General features: G+C 67.1%; 11 protein-coding genes. 5 read left to right on the plus strand and 6 right to left on the minus strand.

Going from position 1 to position 16344, the window contains the following annotated elements:
* Positions 1–122 precede the first annotated feature (122 nt).
* On the plus strand, positions 123–2789 hold the full coding sequence (locus tag C3Y92_RS00640) for a valine--tRNA ligase (protein WP_129348517.1): 2667 nt from the start codon (positions 123–125) through the stop codon (positions 2787–2789).
* A gap of 89 nt (positions 2790–2878) precedes the next feature.
* Here C3Y92_RS00640 and C3Y92_RS00645 read toward each other — a convergent pair whose 3' ends face one another.
* The 5 genes from C3Y92_RS00645 to wrbA all read right to left on the minus strand — a co-directional run bounded on the left by C3Y92_RS00645 (position 2879) and on the right by wrbA (position 9399).
* Positions 2879–5293 carry an EAL domain-containing protein gene (locus C3Y92_RS00645; RefSeq protein ID WP_129348519.1) on the minus strand — a complete coding sequence of 805 codons (2415 nt, stop codon included), beginning with the start codon at positions 5291–5293 and terminating at the stop codon, positions 2879–2881.
* A gap of 229 nt (positions 5294–5522) precedes the next feature.
* Positions 5523–6026, minus strand: coding sequence for a hypothetical protein (locus C3Y92_RS00650; RefSeq protein ID WP_129348521.1), 504 nt, complete (start codon positions 6024–6026; stop codon positions 5523–5525).
* 21 nt (positions 6027–6047) lie between these two features.
* On the minus strand, positions 6048–6437 hold the full coding sequence (locus C3Y92_RS00655; RefSeq protein WP_129348523.1) for a CBS domain-containing protein: 390 nt from the start codon (positions 6435–6437) through the stop codon (positions 6048–6050).
* 60 nt (positions 6438–6497) lie between these two features.
* On the minus strand, positions 6498–8639 hold the full coding sequence (locus C3Y92_RS00660) for a GGDEF domain-containing response regulator (RefSeq protein WP_129348525.1): 2142 nt from the start codon (positions 8637–8639) through the stop codon (positions 6498–6500).
* Positions 8640–8787: 148 nt separating this feature from the next.
* The gene (wrbA, locus tag C3Y92_RS00665) at positions 8788–9399 is read right to left on the minus strand and encodes an NAD(P)H:quinone oxidoreductase (RefSeq protein WP_129348527.1); all 612 of its coding nucleotides are present in this window, start codon (positions 9397–9399) and stop codon (positions 8788–8790) included.
* 160 nt (positions 9400–9559) lie between these two features.
* Here wrbA and C3Y92_RS00670 point away from each other — a divergent pair, with 160 nt between their 5' ends.
* The 4 genes from C3Y92_RS00670 to gmhB all read left to right on the plus strand — a co-directional run bounded on the left by C3Y92_RS00670 (position 9560) and on the right by gmhB (position 15360).
* A complete protein-coding gene (locus tag C3Y92_RS00670) occupies positions 9560–12109 on the plus strand; it encodes an ABC transporter transmembrane domain-containing protein (protein WP_129348529.1) in 2550 nt (849 codons plus the stop codon).
* A 79-nt stretch (positions 12110–12188) separates the two neighbouring features.
* A complete protein-coding gene (trmFO, locus tag C3Y92_RS00675) occupies positions 12189–13505 on the plus strand; it encodes a methylenetetrahydrofolate--tRNA-(uracil(54)-C(5))-methyltransferase (FADH(2)-oxidizing) TrmFO (RefSeq protein WP_129348531.1) in 1317 nt (438 codons plus the stop codon).
* 27 nt (positions 13506–13532) lie between these two features.
* Complete coding sequence (gene lhgO, locus C3Y92_RS00680) at positions 13533–14735, plus strand: L-2-hydroxyglutarate oxidase (protein ID WP_129348533.1); 1203 nt, start codon at positions 13533–13535, stop codon at positions 14733–14735.
* Positions 14736–14823: 88 nt separating this feature from the next.
* Complete coding sequence (gene gmhB, locus C3Y92_RS00685) at positions 14824–15360, plus strand: HAD family hydrolase (RefSeq protein WP_129348535.1); 537 nt, start codon at positions 14824–14826, stop codon at positions 15358–15360.
* Between the two features lie 78 nt (positions 15361–15438).
* Here gmhB and murB read toward each other — a convergent pair whose 3' ends face one another.
* Complete coding sequence (murB, locus tag C3Y92_RS00690) at positions 15439–16308, minus strand: UDP-N-acetylmuramate dehydrogenase (RefSeq protein WP_129348537.1); 870 nt, start codon at positions 16306–16308, stop codon at positions 15439–15441.
* Between the last annotated feature and the right edge of the window lie 36 nt (positions 16309–16344).

A 16344-nucleotide genomic window follows, 5' to 3' on the forward strand; every position in this document is an offset into this window, starting at 1 on the left:
GCCGGGAGCGGTGCGCGCTCCGGCCGGCCGGCCCTGCCGCCGGCTCGTGACATTGCGGCCGAACTTTTGTATCCAGGGCCGCTTGGCGGCGCATTGCGCCGCAGCTATTTCAAGGAGCGCATATGACCAGCGAGGCCCTTTCCAAGGGATATGAGCCGGCCGACGTCGAGGCGAAATGGATCGCCTACTGGCAGGACGAAAAGACCTTCACCCCGGACCCCGACGGCCCGGGCGAACCCTATTCCATCGTCATCCCGCCGCCCAACGTCACCGGCGCCCTGCACATGGGCCATGCCCTCAACATCACCATCCAGGACATTCTGTGCCGCTATCACCGCCAGCTCGGCCGCAAGGTGCTGTGGGTGCCGGGCACGGACCATGCCGGCATCGCCACGCAAAACGTGGTGGAACGGTCGCTCGCCGCCGCCGGAACCTCTCGCGAGGAGCTCGGCCGCGAGGCGTTCATTGAGCGCGTCTGGAAATGGCGCGAGGAGTACGGCGGCAAGATCCTCAACCAGATAAGCCGTCTGGGCGCGTCCGTGGACTGGAGCCGGGAACGCTTCACCATGGACGAGGGCCTGTCCAAGGCCGTGCGCGAAGTCTTCGTGCGCCTTTACGAAGACGGGCTCATTTACCAGGGCGATTACATCATCAACTGGTGCCCACGCTGCCACACCGCCCTGGCCGATCTGGAAGTGGAGTACGCCCCGCACATCGGCAAGCTCTACCACATCCGCTATCCCGTGGAAGGCACGGATACGTTCGTCACCGTGGCCACCACCCGCCCCGAGACGCTCCTTGGCGACACCGCCGTGGCCGTGCATCCCGAGGACGAGCGCTACAAGGACGTGGTCGGCAAGTTCGCCATCCTGCCCCTGGTGGGCCGGCGTATCCCGATCATCGCCGACGCCTACGTCGAGCGCGAATTCGGCACGGGCTGCCTCAAGGTCACCCCGGCCCACGACATGAACGACTTTGAGCTTGGCCGCAAACACGACCTGGAGGTCATCGCCGTCCAGGACGCGGCCGGGCGCATCAACGAAAACGCCCCCGAGAAGTACCGGGGCCTGGACCGGCTGGCCGCCCGCAAGGCCGTGGTCGAGGATTTGAAGGAACTGACGCTGCTCGACGACATCCGCGACTACGAGCACAACGTGGGCGAATGCTACCGTTGCCGCACGGTCATCGAGCCCTTCGTGTCCAAGCAGTGGTTCGTCAAAACCGCCCCCCTGGCCAAGGTGGCCCGCAAGGCCGTGGAAGACGGCCGCACCGTCATCCTGCCCGACCAGTGGACCAAGACCTATTACGACTGGCTCGACAACATCCGCGACTGGTGCGTGTCGCGCCAGATCTGGTGGGGACATCGCATCCCGGCCTGGACCTGCGATTCCTGCGGCGAACTTATTGTTTCCCGCGAGACGCCGACGTCCTGCCCGGCCTGCGGCGGCTCGCGCCTCACCCAAGACCCCGACGTCCTGGACACCTGGTTTTCCTCGGCCCTGTGGCCGTTTACCACCATGGGCTGGCCGGACCAGACCAAAGAACTGGCCACGTTCTATCCCACCTCGGTGCTCAGCACCGCTTTCGACATCCTCTTTTTCTGGGTGGCCCGCATGATGATGATGGGCCTGCACTTCATGGACGAGGTGCCGTTCAGGCACGTCTACATCCACGCCCTGGTGCGCGACGCCGAGGGCCGCAAGATGAGCAAGTCGCTGGGCAACGGCATCGATCCCCTGGCCATGATGGAACGCTACGGCACCGACGCCCTGCGCTTCACCCTGGCCGCCTTCGCCGCCATGGGCCGCGACATCAAGCTGGCCGAGGAGCGCATCGAAGGCTACCGCCACTTCATCAACAAGCTGTGGAACGCGGCCCGGTTTGCGCTCATGCACGTGGCCGACGGCGCGCCGGAGATGGAGCTGTCCCAGGCGGCCAAGGCCGGGTTGTGCCACGCCATGATCCTCTCGCGCCTGGAGCGCCTCAAGGGCACGGTGTCCCGGGCTATCGAGGGCTACCAGTTCAACGAGGCGGCCCAGGAGCTGTACGGCTTTTTCTGGCGCGAATTCTGCGACTGGTACCTGGAAATGGCCAAGGTGGACCTGGGCGGCGAGGACGAGTTCAAGAAGGGCGCGGCCAAGCGCGTGCTTTTAACCGTGTTGTCCGAGACGCTCACCCTTATGCATCCCATCGTGCCATTCGTCACCCAGGAGATCTGGAGCAAGCTGCCGGGCATGGCCGAACCCAACCTGGCCAAGGTTCCCTATCCGCCGCTGCGCACCGAACTCATCAGCGACGAGGCCGAGGCGTCCATGGAGCTGCTGCGGGCCGTGGTCGTCGGGGTGCGCAACATCCGGGCCGAGCTCAACATCAACCCGGGTGTGAAACTGACCGCCCTGGTCCATGCCGAGGACGCCGCCCAGGCCGCCTCGCTGACGGCCAACGCGGCCATGATCAGCTTTTTGGCTAAGCTCGAACGCTTCGAGGCCGGCCCGGACGTGGCCGCGCCCAAGGCCTCGGCTTCGGCCGCCTGCGGCTCGTGCGCCCTTTTCGTGCCGCTCTCTGGCGCGGTGGACTTCGACGTGGAGTTCCTGCGCCTGTCCAAGGAAGAAGTGAAGACGGTCAAGGAACTGACCGTGGTGGAAAAAAAGCTCGGCAACGAGGACTTCGTGTCCCGCGCCCCGGCCGAGGTGGTGGCCAAGGAGCGGGAGAAGCAGGACGCGCTGAGCGAAAAGCTGGCCCGGCTGCGGGAACTCAAGGACCGCATCCGCAAGCTCATGGCCGAATAGGCCGGCGGCGGACTAGCGTTGAAAGACAAAGGCGGGCGGCTCCGAGAGGGGCCGCCCGCCTGATTGTTGTGTTGGCGCTGTCGCGCCGCCTACCCCCCCTCCCCCTTGCCGAACATCCGTTCCACGTCTTCCCGGCACACCGGCCGCGAAAACAAAAACCCCTGGCCGGCCTCGCAGGCAAAGCCCGTCAGCACATCGGACTGGGTCTCCAGCTCCACGCCCTCGGCCACCACGTCCAGGCCCAGGCTGTGGGCCAAGGCCACCACCGCGCCCACGATCTTGCGGTTTTCGCTGGTGTCCAGGTCGCTGACAAAGGCCCGGTCCACCTTCAGGGTGTCGATGGGGAAGCGCTGCAAATAGGACAGGGACGAATAGCCCGTGCCGAAATCGTCGACGGAGAGGCGTACGCCCAGGGCCTTGAGGCGCTTTAGGCGCAGGATGGACACTTCCGGGTTGTCCATGATCACCGTTTCGGTGATTTCGAGCTTGAGCGCCCTGGGGTCCATGCCCGTGTCGCGCAGGATGCGCTCCACATCCTCGACCAGGCTCGGCTGGGACAGCTGCTTGGCCGAGAGGTTCACGCTCATGGACATGCCGGCCGTCTCGGGAAAACGGTCCTGCCAGGAGGCCATGGTGCGGCAGGCTTCGGTCAAGACCCACAGCCCAAGGGGCACGATGAGCCCCGTGTCCTCGCATACCGGGATAAATTCCCCAGGCGGCGCGATGCCCTTGCCCGGCCGCCGCCAGCGTACCAAGGCCTCGAACCCCGTCACCCGCCGGTCGCGCAGGGCCAGGATGGGCTGGTAGTCGAGATAGAACTCGCCGCGCTTAAGCGCCGTGCGCAGATCGCTTTCCAGGTCCATGAGCCGGATGGCGTCTTCGAGCATCCGGGTGTTGAAGACCTTGAAGCGGTTTCGCCCCTCGTCCTTGGCCCGGTGCAGGGCGATGTTGGCGTTTCGCAGCAGCTCCTCGGGCTTTTCGTAGATGGCCGGGCTGACCACGATGCCCATGGAGGCCGAGACGTGGACGTCGTGGTCGGACAGCGGGAACACCTCGCTCATGGCGTCGCGGATGCGTTTGACGATGCGCACCACCTCCCGGTACGAGCCGGTCTCTTCCAGGACCACCACGAACTCGTCGCCGCCAAGCCGGGCCACGGTGTCCAGGCTGCGCACGCAGTCGCGAAGCCGCCGGGCCACGCTTTCCAGCAGCCGGTCGCCCACATGGTGGCCCAGACTGTCGTTGACGATCTTGAAGCGGTCGAGGTCGAGGAAAATGACGGCGTACTGGTAGTTGTCGCGCCGTTTCGAGCGCTCCAGGGCCTGGCGGATGCGGTCCAGGCACAGGCTGCGGTTGGGCAGGCCCGTCAGGGGATCGTGGAAGGCCATGTGGGCCAGCTGGCTTTCGAGCTGCTTGCGGTCGGTGATGTCCGTGACGATGCCGCCGGCCAGCCGCCGGGATTCGTCCAGGCCCATGGGAAAAAGCGACACGAGCAGGGTCTTGTCCTGACCGCCGATGGTGAAGGTGGTTTCCTTTTTCACCGGCTCGTTCCAGGCGATGACCCGGGAGGCGTCCCGGACCAAGGAGGCGGCCAGCTCCTGAGGCAGCGCGTCCGACAGCGGCGTGCCCGGTTCGGGCAGCCCCGGCAACCCGAACATGCGGGCGGCGCTGGCGTTTAAAAACCGCAGCCGGTCCTCGGCGTCGATGACGCAAAAGCCCTCGGCCGAAAGGCCCAGATCGATTTCCGGCACGTCGGGCCGCGCCCCCTGGATCTGGCAGGGCCGCACTTCAAGGAGCACCTGGCCGACCCCGGCCGCCTCGGGCAGGGGCGAGGCGGCCACGGCCGCCGGGAACACTCCGCCTTCAGGCCGCAGGCCGCTTAAGCGCACATGGCCGGCCTCGCCGTTGGCCGCGGCGTCGATGACGGAAAGCAGCGCGGCCGCGTCGCGGGCGGCGAAAAAATCCTGGGCCGGCTGGCCCCGCAAGGCCTCGGCGCAGTGACCGAACAGGCGGGTGGCGGCCGGATTGACGTCGGCGATGAGATTGCGGCCGTCCACCAGGCAAAGGGGCGTAGGGGAGGCGGCGAAAATTACCCGGGAGCGCGCTTCGCTTTGGTGCAGCGCCTCTTCGGCCCGCTTTCGGGCCAGACTGCTCTCAATGGCCACGATGAGCGCCTGGCTGTCGATGGGCAGGGGCAGGCAGCAGCACGGCGGGGACTTCTTGAGGCGCGCGGCGAGGCCGGGTTCACCGCCCGGAGCCAGCAGGATGACCGGGATGCCATGGCCTTCGCGCAACAGCTCGGCCGCGTCCAGGCCGTCGCAAGCGCCGGTCAACAGCAGCTCCAGCACGGCGATGTCCGGCCGAAGCCGGTCCACGGTCTCCAGGGCCTCGCGGCAGGAAGCCGCCGGGCCAACGGCCTCGTAGCCGTGCTCGCCAAGCAGGCGGGCCAGGGCGTTGGCCGAGGCCTGGTCCTTGTCAACGATGAGGATGCGGGGTTGCGTCATGAGGCCCCCTTGGCCGGACGCGCGGGCGCGACCGACTTCGTCCACCGCTATTTCCAGTGGTTGGACGATACGCAAGGCGGTTACGATACGCAACCATTGCCGTTGCAGTCATGTGACGCAACGGGCGTTGCGCCGCGAATTTCTTTTCGGAATAAAATCAATACGGTTTTCGTGGAAAATACCATCGTCTTTCCACGGAACGCAACTGGCGGAATACAACGAAGAAGGACTACTTCGTGGGTACCCAGAGCTTGATGGCCGAGCCCTTGTCGCCCTGGGGCTGGACCATGCGAAATTCGTAGCGGGCGGTTCCCGGCTCCAGACGGAACGTGGTGGTGCCGATATTGCCGCGCACAAAGCTTTGAAACTTAAAGGCCTGGCAGGTATCGTCCAGGGCCTTGCCGGCGCTGTCGAAGGGAGTCATGCAGATGCGCAAAAACGGCTGGTTGGACTCGCCGCCGAACATGGTGTCCATGTTGCTGGGCGGCTTCTGGGACAGTTCGGCCGTGACCAGCACTTCCTTGTAGGGAACCTTTTGCAGGGTCACCTTGCCGCCGGCGTCCATGTAGCGTTCCTCGGTGCGCTCCCGTTCCTTGATGTCCGTGACCTTGACGTAGTCGTTGCGCAACTCCTTGTACGCCCCAAGGCTGAGGGACTGGCCGGCCCCCCGGGCCGGAGCGGCGGCGAAAACGGTCAGGGCCAGACACAGGACCAGGGCGCGGGGCAGGAACATGGGCGGTGTCCTTGTGGTCGCCTATTCCTCGCGCCGGGGCGCGATGGGAAAAATGGCGAGCTTCAAAAAATCGGTTTCCGTGATGATGCCGACGAGATTGCCCGCGGCGACCACGGGCAGGCAGCCGTACTTATGGAAAATCATGGTCTCGGCCGCCGTGCGCAGCGGCGTGTCCGGGGTCACGGTGGCGACGTCGGTGCGCATGATGTCGCGCAGCGGCGCGCCCGGATCTTTCCTATGCTCCAGGGCCAGCACGTCGCGCTGGGTGACCAGCCCGGCCAGACGGCCGTCGGCGTCCAGCACCGGGATATGGCGGACAAACAGTTCCTGCATGGCCGCCACGGCGTCGGCCAGGCTGTCGGTTTCCTTGAGGCAGCGCAACTGGCTGGTCATGAGGTCGGCTACGAACATGCCGTGTCTCCTGTCGGCGCGAAAGCCGCGCCATTGTCAAATCCTTGCCCAATCGTCCCGTCAAGTCAAGGCGGGCGGGGCCTGCCGGCCAAGCAGCGCCACGAGGCCCGGCTCCTCCATGGGCCGGGCAAAAAGAAACCCCTGGCCCATGTCGCAGCTAAGTTGCGACAGGTCGTCCAGCTGGGCCGCCGTCTCAATGCCCTCGGCCACCACGTCGTAGCCCAGGTTGTGGGCCAGGCTCACCACCGAGCGCACAATGACCCGGTTGCCCTGCTCTTCCATGCCCGAGACAAAGGCCCGGTCCACCTTGAGGGTGTCGATGGGAAAGCGCTGGAGGTAGGACAGGGACGAATAACCGGTGCCGAAGTCGTCGATGCCGATGGACACGCCCAGTTCCCGCAGCCCCCGGAGTTTGAGCATGGCCGATTCCGGGTGCTCCATGAGCACGCTTTCGGTGATTTCGAGCTTGAGGTCGGCCGGGTCCATGCCCTCCCGGCGCAACGCCGTGACCACCTGCTTGACCAGATCGGGCTGGGTGAACTGCCGGGCCGAGAGGTTGACGGCCATGAAAAACGGCTGGTCTCCCAGGCTGCCGGCCCGCCAGCGGGCCAACGCCCGGCAGGCCTCGGTCAGGACCGCCGCGCCCAGGGGAATAATCAGCCCGCTTTGCTCGGCGGCCGGAATGAACTCCCCAGGCGCGACAAGCTCCCCGTCCGGCCGACGCCAGCGCACCAGGGCCTCCACCCCGCGAAGACGTTTGGTGGCCAGGTCCAGGATGGGCTGGTAGTGCAGCACGAATTCGTCGCGCGCCAAGCCTTCGCGCAGGTTGGTCTCCAGATCCATGACCCGCTCGGCCCGCTCGCGCATGGACCACTCGAACACCCGCACCCGGCCGCAGCCGGCCGACCGGGCCGCGTTCATGGCAATGGCCGCGTTTTGCAGCAGCTCCTCGGGACGTTCGTAGTCGGCCGGCCCGAGCACCACGCCCAGGCTGGCCGTGACGTAGATCTGCCGGCCTTCCACCACAAAGGGCACGCGCAAACGTTCACGCACGGCCTTGACGATGCGCAGGGCGTCGCCCGGCGAGGCGATTTCCTCGAGCAAGACCACAAACTCGTCCCCGCCCACCCGGGCCACGGTGTCGAGCTGGCGCACTTCCCGGCGCAGCCGGTCGGCCACCCGGCGCAGCAGCCCGTCGCCGGCCAGATGGCCCAGGCTGTCGTTGACGAGCTTGAACCGGTCGAGGTCCAGAAAGAGCAGGGCGTAAATATAGTTGGAGCGGCGCTTGGCCCGTTCAATGGCCCGGGCGATGCGGTCCAGGCACAGCGCCCGGTTGGGCAGGCCGGTTAAGGCATCGTGGAAGGTGCGGTAGCGCAGCCGTTCCTCGCCACGCTTGTGTTCGGTGACGTCTTCCAGGGCCACGGCCACCTGTCCGGGTTGGGGGCTGTAGGCCTGGGCCAGGAAATACATGTTGAGGTCGGACAGGTAGTTCTCGAAGCGCACCGGCCGGCCGGTGGCGGCCACGGCGGCCAGGGTGTCGATCCAGAAGGGTTCGATGCCGGGCAGGGTCTGGCGCAGGGTCTGGCCGACGATCTCGTCGCAGACAAGCGAGGTGGCCCGCTCAAAGGCCGGGTTGGCCCCGAGGATCTCGAAATCGTCCTGGCCCTGGCTGCTCCCGGGACAATGGCGCAGCAGCAAAAAGGCATTTAACATGGCGCTGAAAAGCTCACGGTAGCGCTTTTCGCTGCGCCGCAGTTCCTGCTCGGTGTGGTGCTTGAAAAGCGCCACTTCCACGGCCGTGCGCAGCCAGTTTTCGTCCACGGGCTTGAGCACGTAGCCGTAAGGCGCGGTGCGCTTGGCCCGTTGCAAAGTCACCTGGTCGGTATGGGAAGTGAGATAAATGACGGGGATGCCGCACTCGGTCTGGATGACGCAGGCGGCCTGGACGCCGTCCATTTCCCCGCTGAGAAAGATGTCCATGAGCACGAGATCCGGGCCAAGCGACTCGCACAGTTCCACAGCCTCGACCCCGGAAGCCGTGACCCCGGCCAGGGTGTAGCCCAGGCGGCGCAGGATGTTTTTGAGGTCCAGGGCCACCACGCGCTCGTCTTCGACGATGAGCAGGCGGGGCGGACGGCCGTTCAGGCCGTTTTCCACCGGGGCCTCGCCGCGGCAGGCGATTTTTTGGTGCGAGGCGCTCACGTCGTCTCCGGAAAGGCACGAGTTTGCAGAGGCCATAACCCTCTGTGACGCTTTTTATCGGCCGTGTAAAGGTCTGCGAAGGCGTCAAAAAAGAAGCTCGTGCCTTTTTTCACGACACGACGGGGGCGCGGCTTGTTCGGGCGTGGCCCTAAGCGCGCAGCCGGCGAGTCACGTCGGCGATGTGCCGCCCCTGGAAACGGGCCGCGTCAAGTTCGTTTTCGCTGGGCATGCGCGAGCCGTCGCCGCCGGCGATGGTGGTCGCGCCGTACGGCGAACCGCCCGTCACCTCGTCCAGGCGCATCTGGCCAGCGAAGGAATACGGCAGGCCGACCACGATCATGCCCTGGTGGAGCAGGGTCTGGATAAACGACATCAGCGTCGTCTCCTGGCCGCCGTGCTGGGTGGCCGTGGAGCAAAAAACGCCGCCAGGCTTGCCGACCAGGCCCCCGCGCATCCAGATCTGGCCGGTGGCGTCCAGGAACTGGCGCATCTGGCCGCACATGTTGCCAAAGCGGGTGGGCGTGCCAAAGACGATGGCGTCGGCGTCCTCCAGCTCCTCCAGCGTACAGGCCGGCACATGGGACAGGGCCTTTTGGGCCTCGGTCGCGCCCATTTTCCCGATGACCTCCTCGGAAAGGGTCTCGGGAACCCGGCGCAGGGTCGCGGTCATGCCCGGAACCTGATGCACGCCTTCGGCCACGGCCTGGGCCATGGCCGCCACATGCCCATAGAGCGAGTAGTAGACAATCAGCACGTTCATACGACTTGTGCTCCCTGGAAGGGTTGATGATAGCCATTGTCTACGCTCGCCAAGGGGAAAGGGCAAGGGCGCGGCGGCCTTGTTGCCGCCAGTCGGCATTTGCCCTAAACCGGATGCCGATTCAAACCGATCGCCAGCCGCCTCAGGGCAACGAGAGTCCATGCAGACAGCGCTGACCTGCCTCAAGGCCGTGGCCGACGCCTACGGCCTGCCCTTCGACCCGGCCGCCGCCGCCGACCGCCTCGGTCTCGGCCAGGCCGAACCGGACCTCGACGCCTTGCTCGCCCTGGCTTCCGGCGCTGGGCTTACCGCCCGCGTCGAGCACTTGGACGTCCCGGCCATGGCCGCCCTGGGCCGGTTTCCGCTCCTGTGCGTGCTTTCCAACGGCAACAGCGTGGTGGTGCTGGGCGTGCGCGACACGCCAGAGGGCCTCGTCGCGCGCGTGGCCGACCCCTTGGCCCAGACCCCAGGCTCCTTCGAAGTTGACTGCGAAAGTTTCGAGAAAAGCCACGGCGGCGTCACCGTCGTCGCCATCCCGACCCTGGCCCGGGCCGGGCTGCGCGCCCTGGCCCTTGTAGGCCGCCACCACGGCCTGCCCCTGGCCCATGAAACCCTGGCCGCCCAGCACGGTTTCGCCGCCGCCGAACCCACGCCAACCGAGCTTTGCGCCCTGGCCGCCGCCTCGGGCCTGAAAGCCGAGCTGCGCCGCCTGGCCCCGGCCGAGCTGCCGCTTCTGGCCGGGGCCTACCCGGTGATCCTTTTTCTGCAGGGCGGCGCGGCCCTGGTCGCCGCCGGCTGCCGCCAGGTAGACGGCCGGGATGTCCTGGACGTGGTGGACCCGACTAGGTTGCCGCCCAGCCGCGACCCCCTGCCCGTGGCCGATCTGGCCCAGCGTTGGGACGGGCAAACGCTGCTGCTCAAACGCCAGCGCCGCCTCACCGATGAAAACCAGCCCTTTGGCCTGGCCTGGTTCGTCCCGGAAATCCTGCGCTGCCGCAAGGAATTCACCGACGCGGCCATTGCCGCCTTCATGCTCTACGCCCTGGCCCTGGCCATGCCGATCTATTTCCAGATCGTCATCGACAAGGTGCTCACCCACAAGGGGCTGGCCACCCTGCAGGTCTTAAGCTTCGGGATGCTGGCCGCCCTGGCCTTCGAGGCCGGCTTTTCCTATCTGCGCGGCATCGTGCTGCTCCACGCCGCCGCCCGCATCGACGTGCGGGTGGCCGCCCGCACCTTTGCCCGCCTGACCGCCCTGCCCCTGCGGTTTTTCGGCCACAGCCGGGTGGGCGTGCTCATCCAGCACATGCAGCAGGCCGACAAGATTCGCGAATTTCTCAGCGGCAAGCTCTTTTTCACGCTGTTGGACGGCGCGGCCCTGGTGGTCTTCATCCCGGTCCTTTTCCTCTACAGCGTGCCGCTCACCTTCCTGGTGCTGGCCCTGAGCCTCGCCCTCGGGCTGCTTTTGGCCGTCATCATACCCTTTTTCCGCAAACGTCTGGCCGCCCTCTACGCCGCCGAGGGCGAGCGCCAGTCCTATCTGGTCGAGACCATCCGGGGCATGGAGACGGTCAAGGCCCTGTCCCTGGAGCCGGCCCGGCGGCGCGGCTGGGAAGACGCCGCCGCCCGGGCCGTGGCCATGCGCTTTGGCGTGGGCAAGATCGGCAACGCGGCCACGGCCGGGGTCGGGTTCCTGGAAAAGGTCATGATCCTGTGCATCCCCTGGATCGGCGTGTCGCTGGTCTTCGACGGCAGCCTGTCCGTGGGGGCGCTTATTGCCTTCCAGATGCTGGCCGGCCGCGTCACCCAGCCGCTTGTGCAGTTCGTTTCGCTGCTCCAGGAATATCAGGAAAAGGCCTTGGCCGTGGACATGCTGGCCGCCATCATGAACGAGCCGCCCGAGCGGGCCGGCTCGGGCGAAGGCCTGCGCCCGACGCTGGTTGGCGAGGTGGTCCTGGATCACGTCACCTTCCGCTACGGCCAAGCCGCCGAGGCGCCGGCCGCCCTGTCCGGCGTGTCGGCCCGGTTCGCCGCCGGAGCCATGATCGGCGTGGCCGGGCGCAGCGGCTCGGGCAAATCGACCCTGGCCCGGCTGCTCCAGGGACTGTACCTGCCCACGGACGGAAGCCTGCGCCTGGACGGCCACGACCTGCGCGAACTGGACCTCGCCCACGTGCGCCGCCAGATCGGCGTGGTCCTGCAGGAAAGCTTCCTTTTTACCGGCACGGTGCGCGACAACATCGCCATGGCCCGGCCCACGGCCGCCCTGGAGGAAGTCGTCTGGGCGGCCAGACTGGCCGGTGCCGAGGAATTCATCCGGCGGCTGCCGCGCGGCTACGACACGCCCCTTGAGGAAAACGGCTCCAACCTGTCCGGCGGCCAGCGCCAGCGTCTGGCCATCGCCCGGGCGCTTCTGGCCAATCCGCGCATCCTCATCCTCGACGAGGCCACCAGCGCCCTGGACGCCGAGTCCGAAGCCATCGTCCAGGACAACATGGCCCGCATCGGCCGGCAGCGCACCACCATCGTCATCAGCCACCGCCTGTCCATGCTGGCCGGTGCCGACGCCATCCTCGTCCTCGACGCCGGCCGGGCCGTGGATTTCGCGCCCCACGCCGAACTGCTCAAACGCTGCGCCGTCTACCGCGACCTCTGGAACAGCCAGAATCGGCATGTGGCGGCGGGCGGCGGGACGCCGCAGGTACGTTGACGGGGAGGAAGATGCCTCCGGCGGCCGGGGGCCTGAGGCCCCCGGACCCCCCATATGTTAAGAAGGGAGTAATATAGTCATGGCTATTGGTATTATTGGCGGGGGGTTGGCCGGGTGCGAATGCGCCTTGGCCCTGGCCCGGGCCGGCGTCGCTTCGACGATTTTCGAGTGCAAGCCGGCGCTGTATTCTCCGGCCCACCTGATCCCCGGGCTGGCCGAACTCGTGTGCTCCAACTCCCTGCGCTCCGACGAGCCGGTGACGGCCGTGGGCCTGCTCAAGGTCGAGATGGCCGAGCTGGGCAGCGCGGTCATCGCCGCCGCCCGGGAAACCGCCGTGCCGGCCGGCAAGGCCCTGGCCGTGGACCGCGACCGCTTCAGCGAAAACATGACCGCCCGCATCGAGGCCGAGCCGCTGGTGACGCTTGTGCGCCGCGAGATCATGGGCCTTTCCGACCCGGCCCTGGCCGGTTTCGAGGCCATCGTGGTGGCGGCCGGCCCCCTGGCCTCGGACCGGATGGCTGCCAGCCTGCTTGAGACCATCGGCGGCGAGGGGCTCTATTTCTACGACGCCATTGCCCCCATCGTGACCACCGAATCCGTGGACATGGACAAGGCCTTCTGGGCCTCGCGCTGGCAGGATGGCGAAGGTGACTACCTCAACTGCCCCATGGATAAAGACGAATACCTGGCTTTCTGGAACGCCCTTTTGACCGCCCGCAAGGTCCCCAGCCGCGAATTCGAGAAGGAAATCCATTTCGAGGGCTGCCTGCCCATCGAGGCCATGGCCGAGCGCGGCGAGCGCACCCTGACCTTTGGCCCCATGAAGCCCGTGGGCCTCACCGATCCGCGCACCGGCCGCTGGCCCTATGCCGTGGTGCAGCTGCGCCCGGAAAACGTGGCCCGCTCCACCATGAATCTGGTGGGGTTCCAGACCAAGCTGGTCTACGGCGAACAGGAGCGGGTGTTTCGCATGATCCCGGCCCTGCACGCCGCCGAGTTCACGCGCCTGGGCAGCATCCACCGCAACACCTTTGTCAACGCGCCCAAGGTGTTAAGCGAGCGGCTGGAGCTTGTCGCCCGGCCGGGCGTCTACTTGGCCGGCCAGATCACCGGGGTGGAGGGCTATGTGGAGTCGGCGGCCTGCGGCCTGTGGCTGGGCACTCAGCTCGGGGCGAGGCTGGCGCGCGGGGAGGAACTGCCGCCGCCGCCGGTGGTCACGTCCCTGGGGGCGCTGCTGGGCCACCTGCGCACCCCAGCCAAGAAATTCCAGCCCAGCAACGTCAATTTCGGGCTGACCCCGCCCCTGGAAGAGAAAATGAAAAAGGCCAACCGCAAGATGGCCTACCCCGAGCGGGCCCGCAAAGCCTGGGGGGAGTGGACGGCCTCACGCCCGTAACCGGCCCCAGCAACGCGGGAATCCGCTATGCAACACTTCGACTTCATCATCGCCGGGGCCGGCATCGTCGGCCTGACCACGGCCTACGAAATCCTGAACCGCGCGCCTTCCGCCCGGGTGGCCGTGGTGGAAAAGGAAGACGCCCCGGGACGCCATGCCAGCGGCCGCAACAGCGGTGTGCTGCACTGCGGCCTGTACTACGGCAGCGACACCTTAAAGGCCCAGGTCTGCGCCGTCGGCGGCAGGGCCATGAAGGACTTTGCCGATGCCCACGGCATCCCCTGGCGAAATACCGGCAAGGTGCTGGTGGCCACCGAGCCGGACCAGCTGCCGGCCGTGGACCGGCTGCTCCAAAACGCCGCCGACAACGCCATACGGGCCGAGCGCATCGACAACCAAACCTTGCTCGAACTGGAGCCGGCCGCGCCGCCCCACGCCGTGGCCGCCATCCACTGCCCGGACACCTCGGTCATCGACGCCAAGGCCGTGCTGGAGACCCTGCGCCGCTTGCTGGCCGAGCGCGGGGCGCGGTTTTTCTTCCAGCGCCGCGTCCTCGGCCCGGCCGCCGACGGGGCGCTGCAAACCACCAGCGGCCCCATCCGGGGCGGGTTTCTTTTCAACTGCTGCGGGGCCTACGCCGACGTGCTGGCCAAGGCTTGCAACTTTGGCCGGCAATACGCGCTCGTCCCCTTCAAGGGCATTTACTGGAAGCTCTCGCCCCAAAAAAACCATTTGGTGCGCGGCAACATCTACCCCGTGCCCGACCCGGCCATGCCGTTTCTGGGCGTGCATTTCACGCGGGGCTTAAGCGGCGAGGTCTATGTGGGGCCAACGGCCATCCCGGCCCTGGGCCGTGAGAACTACGGGTTGGTCTCCGGCGCGAAATGGGGCGAGGCCACGACCATTCTCGGCCGCCTGGCCCGGCTCTATTTGGCCGGTCAGAACAACTTCCGGCTCCTGGCCCACACGGAGATACGCAAGTATTCCAAACGCTTTTTTCACCAGTGCGCCAAGCGCCTCTTTCCCGGGCTGGAACTGGACGATCTCGTGCCCACAGCCAAGGCGGGCATCCGGCCCCAGCTCGTAAGCGTCGCCGCCAAGCGCCTGGAAATGGACTACATCCTGGAAGGCGACAGGAACTCCCTGCACGTGCTCAACGCCATTTCCCCGGCCTTCACCGGCAGCTTCGCCTTTGCCCGGATGATCATTGACCGCAGCGGCGCGCTGTAGCAGTTATTTGCCGGCCGCCTCCACGCGTCGCCTCCACGACACGAGCCGGGCGGGCCAAACGGCCGCACAGGCGGCAGGACGGATCACCATGACGATAATAATCCGGCCGGCTGTCTTTTTTGACCGTGACGGCGTGCTCAATCACGACGCCGGCTACGTGCACACGCCCGAGGCCTTTGTCTGGACCGACGAGGCCGTGGAAGCCGTCCGCCACGTCAACGACGCCGGCTGGCTGGCCTTTGTCGTCACCAACCAGTCCGGCATCGCCCGGGGCTATTACGGCCCCGAGGACGTCGCCCGCCTGCACCGGTGGATGCAGGGCGAGCTGGGCCGCCACGGGGCGCATATCGACGCCTATTACTACTGCCCGCACCATGTGGACGGCTGCAAAGCCGAACTGGCGGTGGAGTGCTCCTGCCGCAAGCCCCAGCCGGGGATGCTCCTGGCGGCCATGGACGACTGGAGCGTGGACCGGGGGCGCAGCCTGCTTATTGGCGACAAGCCGTCCGACCTCGAAGCCGCCCGGCGGGCCGGCATTCGGGGCTGTCTGTACCAGGGCGGCAGCCTGCTGCGTCTGGTCCGGGAAGCCATGGCGGCAGCCGGGCCGCCGGCCGGCGAGAGTTGACGCCGCCTGGGGAGAAAGCCCCAGCCCGGCTGGCCAAAGGCCATCAGTAGCGACTGTGCGGGCGCGCCGGCCGCCGTGTCACACCACCACCTGCTCCAAAACCAGCTCCACGCCGTAGCGCTGCCAGGCCGCGCGCCGCATGACCTCGATGACGGCCAGGATGTCGGCTCCGGTCGCGCCGCCGGCGTTGACGATGATGCCGGCGTGGCGCGGGGATATTTGCGCGCCGCCGATCCGAAAGCCCTTGAGTCCCGCCTCTTCCATGATCTGCCCCACCGGCGGCCCGCCGTCGGGGCGGCGAAACACGCTGCCGGCGCTGGGAAAGTCGTAGGGCAGCCTGGAGCGGCGCAGCTTCCCGATGCGCCCCATCTCGGCCAGAACGGCGGCCGGATCGGCCGGCGTCAGTTTGAGGCCCACGCCCAGGATCACCGTGTCCGTGCCCTGAAAGGCCGTCATCCGGTAGGCCGGCCGGCACTGCTCCCGGGACAGGACCGCGCGTTGCCCCGTGCCCGGGGCATAGACGTCCACCGACTCCACCACGTCATAGAAGGACGCGCCATAGGCGCCGGCGTTCATGTGGGCCGCGCCGCCGACGCTGCCGGGGATGTCCCACAGCCGCTCCAGCCCGGACAGGCCGCAGCGGGCCGCCAGCCGACAAACGTCGCGAAGCCGCGCCCCGGCCCCGGCCCGCAAGCGCTCTCCGGCAACCGCAAGGGCCGGCTCCAGGCGCGACGTGGCGATAAAATGCAAGGAACTGTCGTAATGATTCCGGGAGAGTATGACGTTGCAGCCATGGCCGAGGAGCACGACCCGGACTCCAACGGACTGCCGCAAAGCCGCAACCAGATCGTCTGCTGTTTCGGGAAAACAGCAGGCTTCGGCCCAGGCCGCCACACGGTAGGAATTGTCTTCGGTGAGCCAGGCCGGGCTGAAGCGGACAACGCTCATGGCCGGCTCATTCTCCTGCTGCCGTCTGACGGACTG

The organism is Solidesulfovibrio carbinolicus (genome assembly GCF_004135975.1).
Classification (GTDB): domain Bacteria; phylum Desulfobacterota; class Desulfovibrionia; order Desulfovibrionales; family Desulfovibrionaceae; genus Solidesulfovibrio; species Solidesulfovibrio carbinolicus.

Excerpts from the sequence above, each read along its gene's own strand:
- C3Y92_RS00640 (WP_129348517.1), top strand. The coding sequence starts at position 123 with ATGACCAGCGAGGCCCTTTCCAAGGGATATGAGCCGGCCGACGTCGAG.
- C3Y92_RS00645 (WP_129348519.1), bottom strand. The coding sequence starts at position 5,293 with ATGACGCAACCCCGCATCCTCATCGTTGACAAGGACCAGGCCTCGGCC.
- C3Y92_RS00650 (WP_129348521.1), bottom strand. The coding sequence starts at position 6,026 with ATGTTCCTGCCCCGCGCCCTGGTCCTGTGTCTGGCCCTGACCGTTTTC.
- C3Y92_RS00655 (WP_129348523.1), bottom strand. The coding sequence starts at position 6,437 with ATGTTCGTAGCCGACCTCATGACCAGCCAGTTGCGCTGCCTCAAGGAA.
- wrbA (WP_129348527.1), bottom strand. The coding sequence starts at position 9,399 with ATGAACGTGCTGATTGTCTACTACTCGCTCTATGGGCATGTGGCGGCC.
- C3Y92_RS00670 (WP_129348529.1), top strand. The coding sequence starts at position 9,560 with ATGCAGACAGCGCTGACCTGCCTCAAGGCCGTGGCCGACGCCTACGGC.
- trmFO (WP_129348531.1), top strand. The coding sequence starts at position 12,189 with ATGGCTATTGGTATTATTGGCGGGGGGTTGGCCGGGTGCGAATGCGCC.
- lhgO (WP_129348533.1), top strand. The coding sequence starts at position 13,533 with ATGCAACACTTCGACTTCATCATCGCCGGGGCCGGCATCGTCGGCCTG.
- gmhB (WP_129348535.1), top strand. The coding sequence starts at position 14,824 with ATGACGATAATAATCCGGCCGGCTGTCTTTTTTGACCGTGACGGCGTG.
- murB (WP_129348537.1), bottom strand. The coding sequence starts at position 16,308 with ATGAGCGTTGTCCGCTTCAGCCCGGCCTGGCTCACCGAAGACAATTCC.